Here is a 17,001-nt window from a genome sequence, read left to right as displayed (position 1 = left end):
ATGGGTCAATCTAAAATCTACCCATTTCCGAAAACCACCGACTCACCAAATAGGCGAATCAGTTAAGCAAAAAGGTCAATGAGTTCGTCTCAGAGACGAATCAGTTCACCAAATAGGGAAAGGACTACGCATCGGCGACCGACCACGTAGTGGTCAAATATGGGTAGCCCCGAGTAAGGAACGCAACTCGGGGTGAGAATCAAGAACAGCGATTCTGGTTTTTGGCCGAAATAACTTCCAATAGGGAATTTGGGTTTCCGCCAAAAACAGAGATGTTCGAAAATCCTTTGCGTCCCATTGCGAAACCTTCTTTTCCTTGGCGGTAAAAAAAATACCTCACTCAAAGACGCAGAGCAAAAGGTGAAAAATTGAAGATGATGTTGTGGACAGGTAAACATTTGGGGTGAATTGGGATTTTAAATCCCAAAAAATAAAAGGGTGGAATTACAAATCCCACCCAGCGGAGACATAAACATTGGCATCGGCGGCCGACCACGTAGTGGTCAAATATGGGTAGCCCCGAGTAAGGAACGCAACTCGGGGTAAGAAACGAGAACAGGGATTCTGGTTTTTGGCCGAGGAAATTGAAATTGTGAATTAAGGTTTCCGCCAAAAACAAGGATGTTCGAAAATCCTTTGCGTCCCATTGCGAAACCTTCTTTTCCTTGGCGGTAAAAAAAATACCTCACTCAAAGACGCAGAGCAAAAGGTGAAAAATTGAAGATGATGTTTGAGGAGAGGGAATATTTGTGGTTACACAAATATTGGCGGAGAATGAAAAGAATGAGACCCCTCATGGGTCTTTTGTTCTACTAATCTCTTCCTCTGTGCCCTCTGTGTCCCCAGTGGTAAAAAAATCAATACCCTTTGCCCCCATTGCGAAACCTTTGGGCCCTTTGCGGTAAAAAATCAGTCTATCCAGCTTCCGGAGAAGCAGTCTATCCGGCTTCTGGAGAAGCAGAATAACGGGACCGTTCGAGGGCTTAACAATTATAAGATTCAGTTACTGCCAAATTGCCTCAAATGATGATCAAGATGCTTATATATCATCCTTGACCATTCCTTGAGGGTGAGTTCCCCAAAAAATGGATGAGGGAATAACTTGACTTGGGCTTTTACCTTTTCGAGATAATGCAACAATTCTGTTTTTTCGTTTTCCATCCCAGTTAAGAGAAATTCATTTTTCTCTACGTTCATTTCGTCAGGCGTATCTGCTCCTTTGGGCCAAGGAATAGTCGAAAATATAAGCCATTTGCCCAATCTTGTCCGCATATATGCAGGACCTTGGGCCTTGGAGGGAAGTTCTCCCAACGACATTTTCAATTGCGTGATGCAATGGACAAGCATTTGCTGTAAGCTCATTTTGCCCCATTTCCTCGGACTTGAGTTTGAAAGTGCCAATATCCGTTTTCTGAGTTCGGAATAATCTTTATCGTTTTGGATATTTTTCATAGGTGTTAATTATTATGTGTGGGAGGATTCAAGTAGAATTCAGTTTTTGATAATTTGATTCATGCTTGATTCTTTGGGTATTGAATCTATTGAATATCCACCAAATTTAAATAAATTCGATTTAAGGAGACGTTTCTCCTGTTGGTCATGCTGCTCAAGCCCATATGGATTAAGCAATATGGAATTTCGGCATTCAGGAAGCTGCCCAATTTTCAGATCAGTTGAGAGAAGTGTTTCCAGGTTGCCCAACCATGAACAATGGCTATATGTCAGTCAATGAAGCCCCGGGATTTGGTGTAGAAGTGAATGAAACCCTCGCCGCAAAATATCCCATGATGACCAAATCCAGTTGGACAGTCAGGAAGGCTGATGGAACGATTATAAAACCATAAAGATTTGAAGAAAAAATATCGCCAAGTCTTTTCGATGGAGGAATAATAGCCTTCTTTTATTCCAATAACCATTTTATTTAGCAAGGTGATCTTACTAATCAGGACTTTGATTATTTAATTGTATGGTAGGAATTCTGAAACCTAGATTTTTCAAAGGCATCCACCGTAATATTTCTATTATTTTGTCGGTGTATGCGTTCATTATCTTGATATTTTTTATTCATATGGGGCTAAAAGAAAAGAATATTATAGATTCAATTACATCTAAGAAAATAGAACTGGAGAAGTCAAAAACCCTATCCGAAAAACAGAAAAGGCAATACATCATTGTCATTATGTTTCAGCAGACTGGCCTTACTTTAATTTTTATTGCGGTTCCAATTTCATTCGCCCTTTTCCAATTAAGTCGTCTTAATCTTAAATCCAACAAGAGGAAAGAAAAGATTTTTTCCAAAATCACCAGTAAGATAGAGGATGAGTTTTCAAAGAGGTTAGTTCTTAAATTTCCAAATCTCTCAACCAATGACATTAAACTTTGTGAGCTTTTAACACAGAATTTAAGCTCAAAAGAAATTGCAGTTCTGTTAAATATTTCCCCAGGAAGTGTTAATACAGCCAGATACCGCCTCAGAAAGAAATTTGGACTTTCTGCGGATCAAGATCTTCTTGCATTCATACACAATTTTTGAAGAATTCGAACCAAGTCTATTCGTTGTCTATACTTATTTTTTGCTAAGTAGATCTGTTTTGCTCAGTTTTGAGGAATGCAAATCAAATTTCAAAGACCTCATGAAAAGACACACTACAGTTTTGATTTTCACATTTTTGTGCACTATTGTTCAAGCTCAAACTTGGCCTTATGAATTAGATTCGGTAATGTCAGTATTGGAAAAGGAGGAAATTATTCATGGACAAGTATTGATTTCTGAGAATGGAGAATTAAAATTCTCCAAAGCATATGGTAAAAATAGAGAAGGTTTAAAATTCACTACCCAAACCTCCATAGACATTCAATCTGTTGCAAAATGGTTTACTTCTTTGGCCATATTAAAACTATATGAAGATGGAAAACTCAGCCTAGACGATCCTTTAGAAAAGTATTATCCTACGATAAATTATCCTGGAGTAAAAATCAAACACCTATTGAACCACACTAGTGGTATGCCAAAATTCTTTGAAGCAGTATACAGTCATTGGCCTCAGGATAAATTTTTGACTCCTGTAGCGATGGTAGAATTGATTGAAAAGCTAAACCTTCCTCCTCTGTCAGAACCAGGCGTTGAAGAACTATATAACCAAACGGCATATATGTTATTACCCAAAGTCATAGAACAGGTCTCCGGTCAAAACTTTACTGACTATGTAAGAAAGTATATTATTGAACCAGCGGGATTGGAAAACACCAACTTCAATGTTGAAAAACCTGAATTCCTAGAAAATATTGGCAAAGCCAATATCGATAACCTTTTTGCAAGAATGTTGGGCGACGGAAACATGCAGTCTACCGCCAATGACCTTTTCAAATTGGATCAGGCAATTCGATCCGAAAAGATCTTTATGAAGGATAATATTGAATTAGGTTATGTCCCGGCTAATCTAACTTCCGGAGAAAGCAAATTTGGATATGGCGGTAGTTTGATAGAAAAAGAGGCAGGAAAGAGACAATTTCAGCATATGGGACAAGGTACCACATCAAATGCTGTAGTCACACGCTACATTGATTCAGGAGACATCTTAATAATACTTCATGATCAATCTGTGGAACATGCCTATCATGTATACATGACCGTCAAAAATATTTGGGAAGGGAAACCCTATGAAATTCCGGAAAATAGGATCGTCTTTACCCTGTCCGAAGAACTGATGAACAAATACATTGGAGACTACGGAGAAAACGGCTTTATGCATATTACAACAGAAAACGGAAAGCTGTTCATTCAACCTGATGGTAATCCCAGCAAAATAGAGATTATCCCTTCCTCTGAAACCACTTTTTACTTTAAGGATCAATCCATTGATTGGGAAATATATTTGGATGTTGATGGTAATGTAATTGGATTTGGTCCTGAAGGTCAGCCGGAACATATGATGTTAAGGCAAAAATAAATTTGATAAAAACGGAACAAAAGTAAAGTGGGAAATTATCAAGCCTTAGGTGGATTTCTAGTGATTTTTTAAATAGACTTCTTCCGCAATAGGAATCTGAATCGATGTGACAAGGATAGGTCTTTTTTAATAGTTAAAGATTTCTCCTACGTTGAAATGACAAGGAAAGGCTTTGTTTAATCTTTAAAGTTGATTGGATAATATGCTTTCTTTTTCTTTAAAAACTATTGTTTTGTCAATAACCCCACCTTGTCTTTTCGAAGGAGGAACGACTGAAAAATCTGTTTTTCCACTCAAAATTTTTTTCCCTATTTACTTAACAAATATGAATCTAATTATTACATTTACTTTTGTTAAGTAAATAAATCCAATATGGGACAACATTCTTTGGGCGAATTTGAAGAACTGGTATTGCTGATGGTGGCGGCACTCCACGACAAAGCATATGGTGTATCGATCCTATCCGGATTGGAAAAAGAACTAGGCAAATCAATGAACATCAGCGCTGTACATGTTGCGCTGAAACGCATGGAAGATAAGGATTTTCTAAAGTCAAGGTTTGGGGGGATCACTGAAGACAGAGGAGGCCGACGCAAAAAGTTTTATGTAATTACCGCCTTAGGAAAAAGGGTTCTGGATGAGCAGTTTGCATTGAGAAGCAGTATCTACAACAGGATTCCTAAAATCTCCTTCGGCTGATGTATCCACCCAAAAAAGCACTCGCTTTCCTCCGCTGGTTTTGCCGGGAGGATTACCTAGATGAGATCGAGGGGGATCTGAGGGAATTGTTTGAAAATAGGTATAGCAACTTATCACCTTCCAAGGCAAAATGGAAATTCACCTGGGATGTGATCCGCTCATTCAGGTTAAGAAACATCAAAAAATTCGATATCAGTCACTTCATCTATCCGATCATGTTTCAACATTATGCCAAAATTGGGGGAAGGCACCTCCTCCGAAACAAAGCATTCTCCGCGATCAATATTTTTGGACTTTCTGTGGGAATTGCCTGCTGTCTCAGCTTGTTGGTGTTTGTGGAATATGAATCAAGCTTCGATAATTTCCATCCATATGCCACCCGCAGCTACAGAATCGTTCAGCATACCAAATATCCTGATCAGACACTTTATTGGAATACAACGGCCTATCCTTTGGCAGAAGCATTGCGGGCAGATTTTCATGAGTTTGAGATGGTCACACAAACTGCCGGACCATTTCAAAGATTTTTTACGGTCGATAATGGAGGGAAAGAAGAATTTCAATTCGAATCGGATTATGTCCTGTTTGTTGATCCTTTCTATCCAAAAGCATTTGATCTCACTTGGCTGGCAGGGGACAAAAATTCTGCTTTTCAACTACCCAATTCCATTGTATTAACTGAAAGTATCGCTGAAAAATTCTTTGGTAAATATGTATCTGGCCAATCCATATTGGGCAAAACAATCATGTTGGCTGGAAAAGATCCACTGCAAGTGACAGGACTGGTCAGGGATGTTCCTGGCAATTCGACCCTTAGATATGAAATGCTTGTTCCTTATGAGTTTTTCAGACAGAACAATCCATATCCAGCATCCAACTGGTCAGGGAATTATGGAGGGACAACATTTGTGGTGGCTTCGGAACAACATGAACTGGAAGAAATCGAATCGTCCATATCCTCTTGGAAAAAGAAATACTTGAATGAGGATGATGACAGCCGGATTTCCTATAAACTTCAGCCTTTGGCTACTATTCACACCGAAACGCTTTATGGAAACAGTCCCGGAAGTTACCTAATGCCCAATAGTATTCTTCAGACTGCCCGATATGTTGGCATTTTTATATTGCTGATAGCTATTGGCAATTTCGTCAACCTTATGACTGCCAAATCTGTGATTAGGGCCAAGGAAGTTGGGATTAGAAAAACGATTGGAAGTACGAGGTTTGATCTGTTCAAGCAATTTACCCTTGAAAACTCCCTTCTTGTTGCCATCTCTGTTTTACTTGCACTGGTATTTTCTGTTGTATTAATCAATGAAGCAAACTCAGCATTTTCAGTTATTAACCTGCAATTAAAATTGAATTGGACTGACTTGGGACTGGTAGCAGTTTTAGGAGGAGTCACTGTACTATTGGGAACTGCCTATCCTGCACTTTTCCTTTCTGCATTCAAACCTCTACAAATCATCAAAAATGACTTGCCGATTGCCCGGACAAGGGGATTATCTATGAGAAAGGCAGTCACGGTATTTCAGTTTGCCATTGTCCAGTTATTTGTGATTGCGACCATTATTGCGGCGGTTCAAATGGATCTGTTCAGGAACAAATCCCTTGGTTTCTCTTCAGAAGCTGTTCTGATGCTGCCTGTTCCACAATCTGATAAAGTTGAAATCTTCAAAAATCAATTGGAACAAAATCCCGATATCAAAGATATAGCAATCGGTTCAGGTCCACCGATGGCAGTCAATGGTTTTCAATTGGGAACAAGATTCAGAACTTCGGATATGCCTGAGGAAAATGCTTATGAGACGGAGTTGAAAATCGGGGATACCAATTATTTGGATTTTTATGAACTTGACCTGATTGCGGGGAGAAATTTCTCCGGTAACAAAGCAAACTTCGATGAATTCATTGTCAATGAACGCCTTCTAAAGTTACTTGGATGGACGCCTGAGGATGCCATAGGAAGAAAAATCACCATAAATGAAGGGGAAGCGACAGTCATCGGAGTTGCCAAGGACTATCACAACAATTCACTTCAACATGACATTTCTCCATGCATCATTGTCAACTGGGATTATTTTCAAGATCAGGCATTTATCAAAATCAGCGACCTAAACCCTCAGGTTTTACAATCCATTGAGAAGTCCTGGAAAGATTCCTTTACCACATCTGAATTCAAATATGAGTTTGTTGACGAATCTATTGCAAGGGAATATTTCGTTGAGGCCCTGTCGTTCAAAGGATTTACATTATTCTCTATCATCGCCATTGTGATAGGTAGCCTTGGTTTGATAGGATTGATGACTTTCATCACAACACAGCGGACCAAAGAAGTGGGAATCAGGAAGGTATTGGGAGCTACAGTAACTGAGATAGTCCTATTCTTCTCCAAAGAATTTACGCTATTGATAGGAATAGCTTTTGTATTGGCAATGCCTTTTGCCTATTTCCTGATGCAGCATTGGTTGGAAGATTTTACTTACCGCATCGAAATGTCTTGGTGGATGTTTTTATTTGGAGGTCTTATCACCTTATTGGTAGCCGTATTGAGTTCTGGTTTTCAGGCAACAAAAGCTGCTTTGGCAAATCCCATCAAGTCCATCAAAACTGAATAATGAGGTTTTCATGAATTGGTTTAAAAAATATACTTACTGGAGTGAGATCGAATGGTGGATTTTTGCAGCCACTGGGATTGGTGCACTCAAAATCACTATGCTGACTGTAAGGTTTCAAGCCATCCGTTCTGCGAAAGTCAATCCGGTAATCAGTTTAGGATCGGAATAGGGGGGATTCGATGTGGTCTTTTTTCTTGCCCAAACCAAAGCTTGATTCTTTGGTTCTCGAATCTATTGAATAACTACCAAATTTAAATAAATTCGATTCATGGAAAGAATGATTAGGATAATCCTTAATCCTGAGCCTGAAGGTGGCTTTACTGTAATTGTCCCCTCTCTTCGCGGGTGCATTACTTATGGTGAAACAATCGAAGAGGCCGAGAACATGGCGGCTGAAGTGATTTCATTATATCTTGAAGATATGAAAGCCAATGGGGGAGATATTCCGATGGTTTTTTGAAAAAATTGTTAAATTAATTTAGCAAATTTAAACCTTATGAAAAACCATTATCTAATCCATTTACTTATTGTTTTAAGTGTGCTGACAGGTTCTTTCCTGTTTTACTTTACCTTCCATTTTGGAGAAAAATTCGGTAAGTATCTAGCTGGAATTTTTTAATCAAATCTGTTTAGAACTTCAACAATTCCTCATCCACCATTTCCGGTAGCGTCACCTTCAAGCCTGGGGTTCTTTCCATTTCTCTTTTTATCGCAAATAATGCTTCATCATTTCTTGCCCAAGCCCTCCGGGAGATGCCGTTGTTGACATCATAGAAAAGCATGGATTGGAGCCTGCGGTTGGCTTCTTCGCTTCCGTCGAGCAGCAAACCGAATCCACCGTTGATCACTTCACCCCAACCAACACCGCCACCATTGTGGATCGAGACCCAAGTCGCTCCACGGAAACTGTCACCGATCACATTATGGATCGCCATGTCAGCTGTGAATTTGCTGCCATCATAAATATTGCTCGTTTCCCGAAAGGGGGAATCTGTGCCACTAACATCGTGGTGGTCTCTTCCGAGTACAATCGGGGCGGAGATTTCCCCTGCATGGATTGCCGAATTGAATGCTTTGGCGATTTCGATCCTACCCTCTGCATCTGCGTAAAGGATTCTTGCTTGTGAACCCACCACCAATTTGTTTCTACCAGCTTCCTCGATCCAAGTGATGTTATCTTGAAGCTGTTGTTGGATTTCGGTGGGCGCTGAAGTTTTGATTTGTTTGAGCACTTTGGCAGCTATGCGGTCGGTTTTGGCAAGGTCTTCTGCGATTCCTGAAGTACAAACCCAACGGAATGGACCAAATCCATAATCAAAGCACATCGGCCCCAAAATATCCTGAACATAGGAAGGGTATTTAAAATCAATACCGTTGGCCGCCATGACATCGGCTCCGGCACGGGAAGCTTCTAATAAAAAAGCATTGCCGTAATCAAAAAAGTAGGTGCCTTTTGCAGCATGCCTGTTGACTGCAGCAGCATGTCGACGGAGGGATTCCTGTACTTTGGTTTTGAAAAGTTCTGGTTTATTGGCCATCATTTCATTGGCTTCCTCGAAATCCAATCCCACCGGGTAATATCCTCCCGCCCATGGATTGTGGAGGGAAGTCTGGTCTGATCCGAGTTCGATCCGGATATTTTCTTGGTCAAATTTCTCCCAAACATCCACGACATTGCCGAGGAAAGCGATTGAAACCACTTCCTCATTTTCCTGCGCCTGACGGACCCGTATCACAAGGTTATCCAAGTCGGTTATCAGTTCATCCACCCAACCTTGTTCATGGCGCTTGTGAGCAGCTTTCGGATTGACTTCTGCGCAGACCGTGATGCAGCCTGCAATGTTTCCGGCTTTTGGTTGTGCGCCTGACATCCCACCCAAACCTGCTGTCAGGAAGACTTTGCCTTTGGGGTCTACGGTTGGGCCAAGTTTCTTGCGAAAGGCATTCATCACCGTGATGGTGGTGCCGTGGACGATTCCCTGAGGTCCGATATACATGTAAGAACCGGCGGTCATCTGTCCGTATTGGGTCACTCCGAGGGCATTGTATTTCTCCCAATCATCCTGTTTGGAATAGTTTGGGATCATCATGCCGTTGGTGACGACAACTCGTGGAGCATCTTTGGAAGAAGGAAAAAGTCCCATCGGATGGCCGGAATACATGTGGAGGGTTTGTTCCTCGGTCATCTCGGCGAGGTACTTCATGGTAAGGAGGTATTGCGCCCAATTTTGGAACACCGCGCCATTTCCTCCATAGGTAATGAGTTCTTGTGGATGCTGTGCCACGGCAGGGTCGAGGTTGTTTTGGATCATCAGCATGATGGCCGCGGCTTGTTGACATTTTGCTGGATATTCGGAAATCGGCCTTGCCCGCATCTCATAATCCGGCATAAAGCGGTACATGTAAATCCTCCCGTATTGCTGTAATTCTTCGAAAAATTCCTTTGCCAATTCCTCATGCCAAACCTTCGGAAAGTACCGCAGGGCATTTCTCAAAGCCAGTTTCTTCTCTTCAGGGCTTAGAATATCCTTTCTTTTTGGCGGATGGCTAAAACTAGGATCAGGTGATTTTCTTGCCGGAAGGGTGGAGGGGATGCCTTGGAGGATTTGGTCTTGGAAGGTCATTGGGTTATATGGTTGTAATTGTTATAGTTGTTGTATTGGTTTTAATTGTTATCAGGTTGTCGTTGTTGTCGAGTTTTCGGGATTTTCACCCTGAGTCCCCAACATTTTAGAATGTTCAGAAAAGAAATGACGGTTGTTCCGGCGTCATTCTGAACCGCAGCTTGCGAAGGTGAAGAATCTCATTCAACAGAGACTCTTCGCTACACTCAGAGTGACGACTCGGATATTCCCGTCATTGGGAGGTACGGAGGGACTTATTTGTTTTGGTTGTCAGTTTTCAAGTTGCCTTTATTCTTGGTGCTAATTGTTCTTCTTTCACTCTAGGTCTTGAACATCATTTCTGGGCTCCATTGTGACAAAAACCTCGTAAATCGTACCTCGCACTTCGTACTTAAACCATAACACCATTCTTCAAAACCATCTTAGGCTTCAATCTTCCTTGATGATAAGTGATTTCCCTGTAGTCTGAAGTTTGGAAAAGCAGAATATCCGCCAACTTTCCACCTACAATACTTCCCCTGTCAGACAAACCAAGTGCCGCTGCGGCCCGGCAGGTAATTCCTGCCAAGACTTCGGCATTGCTGAGTTTCTCGAATGTACCCAATACTGAAGCCTGCATCAACAGGTCTCCCATTGGTGCTGAACCGGGATTCCAATCTGAGGCAATGGCCAAGGAAGCGCCGGCATCCAATAGTTTTCGTGCAGGTGTAAAAGCCATTCCCAAACCGATCGATGCTCCCGGTAATGCCACCGCAACGGTATCCGAATTGGCGAGCAAAGCAATTTCCTTTTCAGAACTTGCTTCCAAATGATCTGCTGAAATGGTACCAAATGCTACCGCGACCTCCGAACCTCCAACATGGAATTGATCCGCGTGGACAGTGATATCGAATCCCATGGATTTGGCTTTTTGGAAGTAGTCTACGATATCATCAGCAATGAAAGCGGAATCTTCAATAAAAGCATCGATCCGGTTGCTGAGGTTTTCAGATTTCAAGATTGGGAACAATTCATTGCTGATTGTTTCAAGATATTCTTTCGGGGAACCCTCAAAATCCTTTGGACACATATGGGCAGCAAGACAGGTTGGAATCAGGTCCGCTTTGGTTTCGGCATTTGCCTGTTTGATGGCGTGGAGCATTTTGATTTCTTCTGTTACAGAAAGCCCATAGCCGCTTTTGACTTCGATGGTAGTGACACCATCTGCTAGGTGACGGTTGGCCCTTTTGACAGTAAGTTTAACCAATTGTTCCAAGGCCGCTTTCCTCGTTTGGGTTACAGTATCCCAGATTCCGCCTCCAGAGTTGGCTATCTCGAGGTAGGATTTTCCGGTATTGCGCATTGCAAAATCTTTGGCGCGGCTTCCAGCAAAACAGATATGTGTATGGCAATCTACAAATCCCGGGATTGCTACAAAGTCACCCTGCAAGGTTTCCATTTTGGCACCGATGGACTGTGCTTCAGGATAGATGTCCCAATAATTCCCAACTTCATGGATCTTATCGTCCTTCAAAAAAATTCCTGCTTCGGAAATGATTTCAAGTTGACTGTCTTGCAAAGAGCCTTTCTCCTCCAATCCACGCATGGTCAGGAGTTGTCGTATCGGGCCTATAAGGGTGTATGTGGGCATAGGTTTGGTTGATTGTTTAATTGGTTAACTGGTTAATTGATCCGAACTAACCATATTTATATTTGGTATTTTCAATTTAACTGTGATCTTTTCCAAAGTTTTGAACTTTGGAAAAGCTTTCTTTTACCGATTGGTTCAAGTCTCTGACTTGGACCCTTATAATGCAGTCTTAGACTGCGAAGTAAATAGCAACTTTTTCCAAAGTTTTGAACTTTGGAAAAGGTTGCTTGTATCGAATGGTCCAAGTCGAAGTAGTCCAAGTACGAAGACTTGAACTATATGGTCGAAGGGAAGTCCAAGTCCGAAGACTTGAACTAGTTCTCGGATGGTTCAAGTCTCTGACTTGGAACTAATTAAGATCTTATGTAACCTTTTCCAAAGTTTTGAACTTTGGAAAAGCTTTCTTTTACCGATTGGTTCAAGTCTCTGACTTGGACCCATTTAATGCAGTCTTAGACTGCGAAGTAAATAGCAACCTTTTCCAAAGTTTTGAACTTTGGAAAAGTTTCCTTGTATCGAATGGTCCAAGGCGAAAGGTAGTCCAAGTCCGAAGACTTGAACTATATGGAAGTCCAAGTCCGAAGACTTGAACTAGTACTTATCAAACTCCTCCGACCACTTTGTCTCCAATTCCAATCCTTCTCTTACCGCCACTTCTTTTGCTAAAGTTAACAATTCTCCACTTCGAATAATGTCAATGGCTATCTCCATGTCTTCATACATGATCTGATCTTCGGTGACATGTTTGATTTTGGTTCGGACATGTTCGTAGAGTGAGGTCATGATTTTGCCGGATTTCAAAGGTGCATGAAAATCCACTGCCTGAGCTGCGCAAAAGAGTTCGACCCCGAGGATTTTCTCCACGTTTTCAATTACCTGCAATGCCTTTCTCGCGCCGATACTGCCCATACTTACATGGTCTTCCTGACCCAAAGAAGTCGGAATGCTGTCTGCCGAGGAGGGAAAACACAGCCCCTTGTTTTCACTCGCCAATGCCGCTGTGCTGTATTGGGGGATCATAAATCCGGAATTCAACCCGGTTTCTTTCAATAATAATTTAGGAACACCCGGTGTGTCGCCTTCCAAAGAAAGGTAAATCCTGCGGTCGGAGATATTGCCGATTTCGCTGGCAGCCAAGCAGGCATAATCCAAAGGCATGGCAATCGGTTGACCATGGAAATTTCCTCCACTGATGGTATGGTTTTCGTCGAAGACTACGGGATTGTCCGTAACGGAATTGATCTCAGTTTCGATCATTTGCTTCAGGTGAAGCCATGCATTGCGGGAAGCACCGTGAACCTGCGCCATGCAGCGCAAAGAATATGGATCCTGAACCCTTGCACAAGCTGCGTGGGAATGGACAATTTCCGACTCATGAAGCAAATTCAAAATCGATTGGGCGACATGTTGGTTTCCGTCGTATGGTCGGAGTTGGTGGAGGTCAGCACTGAAAGGCTTGGTAGAACCCAACAATCCCTCCAACATCATTGCCCCGGTGATATCGGCATGGGCAAGGATATTGTAAAACCTGTCCACGACCGTCACTCCAAAAGCTGCAATGAATTGCGTTCCGTTGATCAGGGCCAAACCTTCTTTTGGTCCAAGGTGAATGGGTTCCAAATCAAGTTGCTGAAAAAGTTTGGCAGTTGAAATTATCTCACCTTTGAAATGGACTTTTCCCAATCCAATCAAAGGCAAAAACAAGTGTGAAAGCGGTGCCAAATCACCTGACGCACCGACGGAACCTTGTTTGGGCACGACAGGGACAATATTGTTTTCAATGAAAAAAAGGATTCTGTCCAAGGTACTTTCCTGGATTCCCGAAAATCCCTGGGCCAAAGCATGGGTTTTCAGCACCAACATCAATTTGGCGATTTCGATGGGGATAGGTTCTCCGAGCCCTACAGCATGACTTTTCAGGAGATTTTCTTGAAGTTTTTTGGTTTGCTCGGGAGAGATCATGGCAGTGCACAGCGGCCCAAAACCGGTGTTGATGCCATAAACAGGTTGGCCTTTGCTGACTATTTTTTCGACAGCCTGACTGCTAGCTTTGATTTTTTCCCTGCTTTCAGGAGAGATGATGCCTTTGACATTGCCCCTGCAAATGGCAAGTGCGAGGGATGCAGTGAGTCGGTCTTGGCCAAATGAGAAGGTGTTTTTCATTATTCAGATTTTTGTCTCCCACAAAGACGCAAAGGCGCAAAGTTTAGGAGAGTTTCAATTACAAAAATAACTTTCTGCTTTGATAATTATTGATACCAAGATTGTCAATAACTGATAACTTTGAGTTATTAAAAAATTTCTTTAGATTTTGACTTAGAATGCAAAACAGAAAAGTGTTGGAATACTGATTGGGTACAATCGATAGTAATTCAAATTTTGGCAAATGAACATCTATTTAAAAATCTTTGCGACTTTGGGTCTTTGCGGGAAATAATATGAATTTAGAACTCAGACACCTGGAATATTTTGGAGCCGTTGCCGAGCAACTGAACTTCAGAAAAGCTGCTGAGCGGCTCTTTATTTCCCAACCGGGACTCAGTAGGCAGATCAGGCAGATGGAGGAGATTTTGGAGGTGGAGCTTTTTTACCGTACCAAAAGATCAGTGACCCTGACTGCCGCCGGAGAATTTCTCAAAGGTGAGGTTGATTTTATTTTCAACCATTTGGAACTGACCACCCAACAGGTCAAGAACATCGCTTCAGGCAAAACAGGGGAGTTGCGGATTGGGTTTTTGGGTTCGGCAGCACATCAGGTCATTCCGGATTTGTTGGTTCGCTTGAGCAGGGAATTTCCCGGAATTCAAACGAATTTGGAAGAGTTGAGCAACCATTTTCAGGTGGAGATGCTGGAGAAAGACAAGCTCGATCTGGGTTTTGTCAGGTTGGCGCGGGTGCCGGATGGACTCAGTATGAAGGCAGTGAATCGCGATACTTTTTCGTTGGTCTTGCCGCTTAGCCACCCGATTGATGGGGATACTTTTGAGCATGTCGGACAACTTCAGGAAGAGCCATTCATCTTGTTTTCCAGTGACTATAGCAGCATTTATTTTGATAAAATCATGAGTATCTGTGAGGACAGAGGATTTACGCCAAAAATATCGCACAAATCTGTGCATGCCTTGACCATTTTCAAATTGGTGGAAGCAGGACTTGGGGTGGCGATTGTGCCGAGTTCGCTAAAGGAAGGCTATAATCTAGCTGTGAAATTTATCGAGATCAAGGGGATTCCACAGCATACAGAACTTTTTGCCATTTGGAAAACTGAAAACCGCAATCCGGCACTGAAGCATGTTTTGGAAATATTGTGACTAGGAACTCAAAAGAAAAACCAATTTCTAAAAACAAAATCTAAGAAGACAATTGTTTTCAAAACAACCTCCCATCCCAATAAAAATCTTCCAAGCCAATAAGTTTGACATGGGTGGAGAATAGATCATGTTTTGTGTTGATGACAAAATTATGCTCTTGGGGGATCAATGCTGAAGGGACTTTGAGTATCAGGCTTTCGTTTTTTTCAAACCAAGTGCTTCCGATTTCCTGAAGGCGGGGGTAGGATTGTAGGGTATTCCAATTCGGTGGAAGGTCGGAAAGCTGTATTTCCCGCACTATTTCCTGATTTCCAACAGGGATTTCGATGACCATTACTTTATAAGTTTCGGATTGGATGATTGCCGACCGGTGCACAACCAATTCCAAACTTGCCAAAGCCCTACTTTCCGAAACATAGATTACAAATTGCCCGGCTTTATTCCATCTGTTTGCTACACCTGAAGCTTCAAGTTTTTCGGCATATTTTGCCTTGCTGATCCGATATGCCAACATAATTACACGTTATCGCCATATTCCATGGCCGTCATCCTGTCGTCTGTAAACCTGATACCGGACGAAGTGCTTAGAAAATCCTTTGGTGCTTGGTTGTCAAAAAAGTAATTCTTGGTATCAAGCCATTTGTCGAAGTTTTCAGCATTTCCAAAAACATCTGTTCCGTGTTGGTACAAGGACAAAAGCAAAACCAAATGTTCTTTTAAGCTTTCTTTCAGGTCCGAATCCGATTTGCGGTAGTTCCTCAGCGTCTTGACACTGACATCCAGCCAATGGGCTATCACCTCATCGCTGAATGAAGTAATCTCCTTTAGGTAGTTGAGGTATTGCAGATCCACTTCCTCATTTTTGATAAAAAACAAGATGTCGATGTCATTGCCAATGGCAGGAACATGCGATTTGCTGAATTTTGGAAATATGGCCACACTCATGATGTAAGTAATTTAGAATTCAAATATAGGGAAAATATACCGTATTAAAAAGGTAAATTTACCAAAAATTAATTAATCTAGAGTCATTTATTGTGGCGAATTTGATCTGATTTTATTCAAATGTCGGAAATCCATGAATATAGAATCTGCACCAAATCATTCAAATTTATTCAATCCAAAATCCCTATTTTTACTAAATCTCATATTCCATAGATCAGATCCATAGTCTAATTCTCAAATGCCGTGTAAATGTCGGGCTTAATCCTCCCCAAATTCGGATTGGTTTTCTGAAATTCAACCCAAATTGCGATGGTAAAACAAAACCCTATTATCATGAAACAACCGGAATTGGGCCAAAAGATTCTCGAACTGAGAAAGGCCAAGGGATTGACACAGGAAGAACTTGTGGAGCTATGCAATATCAACGTGCGCACCATTCAGCGCATCGAAGCCGGGGAAGTGACTCCGAGGAGTTATACCATCAAAAGTATTTTGGAAGTATTGGGTTATGATTTCAAAGAAATCCAACATACCACCGAAGAAAATGCAGTCATCAATCCTGAAACGATCGGGAAAGCAGCTTTTCTGAAGATAGCCTTTTTTGTAGGAATCGTTTATTTCCTCTTGGCTTTTGTGGAGGGAATATTTGATTATGGACTTTGGGAAGCAGGAGAGACTGTCAGCGCAGAAGCAGCACCTTGGTATATCGCGGTCAAGATCGGTATCATGCTTACTTTTGGGGTTTTCACTTTTGGCTATTATAGATTGAGTATAATCAAGCCAAACGTCATAGTGAAGGCCGCAAGTATCCTATTGATCATTGCGACATGCTTTGGTGTAGCTGCAGATATTTATGGATTCAACAATGCTTCCGTTTGGCAATCAGTCCAGTTTTCCAAAGCCATTCTTTTTGGTGCGCTTTACATCGTTTTTGGTTTGGGACTGATCCGGTATCAAACTGAATTCGGGTCTTTTGCCTTGGTCACAGGGATTTTGAGCATCATTTCAGGAATCGCTTTCTTAAGTATCATATTGGCTATTCCCGGTTTGTTTGTTTTTACCATCTTCGAAATCCTGCAACTCGTTCTACTCTACAAAGCATATGAATCCATTACAGGCAAAAGTCCGAGCCCAAAAAATATGGATATCCACGCTTTTGGGTGAAAGGTGGGGAATAGGTTATTGGTTATTGAATTAAACCAAGGGGCGATGCCATTTGATAAT

General features: G+C 41.7%; 14 protein-coding genes and 1 pseudogene. 9 read left to right on the top strand and 6 right to left on the bottom strand.

Annotated elements, in window-relative coordinates; genetic code table 11:
- Positions 1-999: 999 nt before the first annotated feature.
- Positions 1,000-1,452 (bottom strand): DUF1569 domain-containing protein, encoded by a 453-nt coding sequence (locus M3O96_RS04430; protein ID WP_249719090.1) that lies wholly within the window; start codon positions 1,450-1,452, stop codon positions 1,000-1,002.
- Positions 1,453-1,577: 125 nt separating this feature from the next.
- On the opposite strand from M3O96_RS04430, the pseudogene M3O96_RS04425 reads away from it, so the two are divergent.
- The 7 genes and pseudogenes from M3O96_RS04425 to M3O96_RS04395 form a co-directional block, all read left to right on the top strand.
- Positions 1,578-1,844, top strand: a pseudogene (locus M3O96_RS04425) (enolase C-terminal domain-like protein); the annotation flags it as partial.
- 224 nt (positions 1,845-2,068) lie between these two features.
- Positions 2,069-2,533, top strand: a complete 465-nt coding sequence (locus M3O96_RS04420; protein ID WP_249719089.1) for a helix-turn-helix transcriptional regulator — start codon at positions 2,069-2,071, stop codon at positions 2,531-2,533.
- 100 nt (positions 2,534-2,633) lie between these two features.
- The gene (locus M3O96_RS04415; RefSeq protein ID WP_249719088.1) at positions 2,634-3,950 is read left to right on the top strand and encodes a serine hydrolase domain-containing protein; all 1,317 of its coding nucleotides are present in this window, start codon (positions 2,634-2,636) and stop codon (positions 3,948-3,950) included.
- 372 nt (positions 3,951-4,322) lie between these two features.
- Positions 4,323-4,649 (top strand): PadR family transcriptional regulator, encoded by a 327-nt coding sequence (locus tag M3O96_RS04410; RefSeq protein ID WP_249719087.1) that lies wholly within the window; start codon positions 4,323-4,325, stop codon positions 4,647-4,649.
- Positions 4,649-7,267 (top strand): ABC transporter permease, encoded by a 2,619-nt coding sequence (locus M3O96_RS04405; protein ID WP_249719086.1) that lies wholly within the window; start codon positions 4,649-4,651, stop codon positions 7,265-7,267. The genes M3O96_RS04410 and M3O96_RS04405 overlap by 1 nt, the downstream gene beginning before the upstream one ends.
- 10 nt (positions 7,268-7,277) lie before the next feature.
- Positions 7,278-7,436: a hypothetical protein gene (locus tag M3O96_RS04400; protein WP_249719085.1), complete on the top strand. Its 159-nt coding sequence runs from the start codon at positions 7,278-7,280 to the stop codon at positions 7,434-7,436.
- A gap of 99 nt (positions 7,437-7,535) precedes the next feature.
- On the top strand, positions 7,536-7,727 hold the full coding sequence (locus M3O96_RS04395) for a type II toxin-antitoxin system HicB family antitoxin (RefSeq protein WP_249719084.1): 192 nt from the start codon (positions 7,536-7,538) through the stop codon (positions 7,725-7,727).
- 169 nt (positions 7,728-7,896) lie between these two features.
- Here M3O96_RS04395 and hutU read toward each other — a convergent pair whose 3' ends face one another.
- The 3 genes from hutU to hutH form a co-directional block, all read right to left on the bottom strand.
- Entirely contained in the window at positions 7,897-9,891 is a 1,995-nt protein-coding gene (gene hutU / locus M3O96_RS04390; RefSeq protein ID WP_249719083.1) for a urocanate hydratase, read from the bottom strand.
- 391 nt (positions 9,892-10,282) lie between these two features.
- Positions 10,283-11,521, bottom strand: coding sequence for an imidazolonepropionase (gene hutI / locus M3O96_RS04385; protein ID WP_249719082.1), 1,239 nt, complete (start codon positions 11,519-11,521; stop codon positions 10,283-10,285).
- A gap of 591 nt (positions 11,522-12,112) precedes the next feature.
- Positions 12,113-13,684: a histidine ammonia-lyase gene (hutH, locus tag M3O96_RS04380; protein WP_249719081.1), complete on the bottom strand. Its 1,572-nt coding sequence runs from the start codon at positions 13,682-13,684 to the stop codon at positions 12,113-12,115.
- 275 nt (positions 13,685-13,959) lie between these two features.
- Between hutH and M3O96_RS04375 the strand changes: the two genes are divergently transcribed.
- Positions 13,960-14,832: a LysR family transcriptional regulator gene (locus M3O96_RS04375; protein WP_249719080.1), complete on the top strand. Its 873-nt coding sequence runs from the start codon at positions 13,960-13,962 to the stop codon at positions 14,830-14,832.
- Between the two features lie 58 nt (positions 14,833-14,890).
- Here M3O96_RS04375 and M3O96_RS04370 read toward each other — a convergent pair whose 3' ends face one another.
- Both M3O96_RS04370 and M3O96_RS04365 read right to left on the bottom strand, forming a co-directional pair.
- Complete coding sequence (locus M3O96_RS04370; protein WP_249719079.1) at positions 14,891-15,346, bottom strand: RES family NAD+ phosphorylase; 456 nt, start codon at positions 15,344-15,346, stop codon at positions 14,891-14,893.
- A gap of 2 nt (positions 15,347-15,348) precedes the next feature.
- Positions 15,349-15,777 (bottom strand): Xre family toxin-antitoxin system antitoxin, encoded by a 429-nt coding sequence (locus M3O96_RS04365; RefSeq protein WP_249719078.1) that lies wholly within the window; start codon positions 15,775-15,777, stop codon positions 15,349-15,351.
- A 333-nt stretch (positions 15,778-16,110) separates the two neighbouring features.
- On the opposite strand from M3O96_RS04365, the gene M3O96_RS04360 reads away from it, so the two are divergent.
- Positions 16,111-16,941 (top strand): helix-turn-helix domain-containing protein, encoded by an 831-nt coding sequence (locus tag M3O96_RS04360; RefSeq protein ID WP_249719077.1) that lies wholly within the window; start codon positions 16,111-16,113, stop codon positions 16,939-16,941.
- Positions 16,942-17,001 lie beyond the last annotated feature (60 nt).

The sequence above is a fragment of the Aquiflexum sp. TKW24L genome (assembly GCF_023502205.1).
Classification (GTDB): Bacteria; Bacteroidota; Bacteroidia; order Cytophagales; family Cyclobacteriaceae; genus Cognataquiflexum.
This window is presented reverse-complemented; position numbering and strand designations above follow the sequence as displayed.

What these genes read in the sequence shown, in the direction of transcription:
- M3O96_RS04430 (WP_249719090.1), bottom strand. Translation starts at nt 1,452, where the DNA reads ATGAAAAATATCCAAAACGATAAAGATTATTCCGAACTCAGAAAACGG.
- M3O96_RS04420 (WP_249719089.1), top strand. Translation starts at nt 2,069, where the DNA reads ATGGGGCTAAAAGAAAAGAATATTATAGATTCAATTACATCTAAGAAA.
- M3O96_RS04415 (WP_249719088.1), top strand. Translation starts at nt 2,634, where the DNA reads ATGAAAAGACACACTACAGTTTTGATTTTCACATTTTTGTGCACTATT.
- M3O96_RS04410 (WP_249719087.1), top strand. Translation starts at nt 4,323, where the DNA reads ATGGGACAACATTCTTTGGGCGAATTTGAAGAACTGGTATTGCTGATG.
- M3O96_RS04405 (WP_249719086.1), top strand. Translation starts at nt 4,649, where the DNA reads ATGTATCCACCCAAAAAAGCACTCGCTTTCCTCCGCTGGTTTTGCCGG.
- M3O96_RS04400 (WP_249719085.1), top strand. Translation starts at nt 7,278, where the DNA reads ATGAATTGGTTTAAAAAATATACTTACTGGAGTGAGATCGAATGGTGG.
- M3O96_RS04395 (WP_249719084.1), top strand. Translation starts at nt 7,536, where the DNA reads ATGGAAAGAATGATTAGGATAATCCTTAATCCTGAGCCTGAAGGTGGC.
- hutU (WP_249719083.1), bottom strand. Translation starts at nt 9,891, where the DNA reads ATGACCTTCCAAGACCAAATCCTCCAAGGCATCCCCTCCACCCTTCCG.
- hutI (WP_249719082.1), bottom strand. Translation starts at nt 11,521, where the DNA reads ATGCCCACATACACCCTTATAGGCCCGATACGACAACTCCTGACCATG.
- hutH (WP_249719081.1), bottom strand. Translation starts at nt 13,684, where the DNA reads ATGAAAAACACCTTCTCATTTGGCCAAGACCGACTCACTGCATCCCTC.
- M3O96_RS04375 (WP_249719080.1), top strand. Translation starts at nt 13,960, where the DNA reads ATGAATTTAGAACTCAGACACCTGGAATATTTTGGAGCCGTTGCCGAG.
- M3O96_RS04370 (WP_249719079.1), bottom strand. Translation starts at nt 15,346, where the DNA reads ATGTTGGCATATCGGATCAGCAAGGCAAAATATGCCGAAAAACTTGAA.
- M3O96_RS04365 (WP_249719078.1), bottom strand. Translation starts at nt 15,777, where the DNA reads ATGAGTGTGGCCATATTTCCAAAATTCAGCAAATCGCATGTTCCTGCC.
- M3O96_RS04360 (WP_249719077.1), top strand. Translation starts at nt 16,111, where the DNA reads ATGAAACAACCGGAATTGGGCCAAAAGATTCTCGAACTGAGAAAGGCC.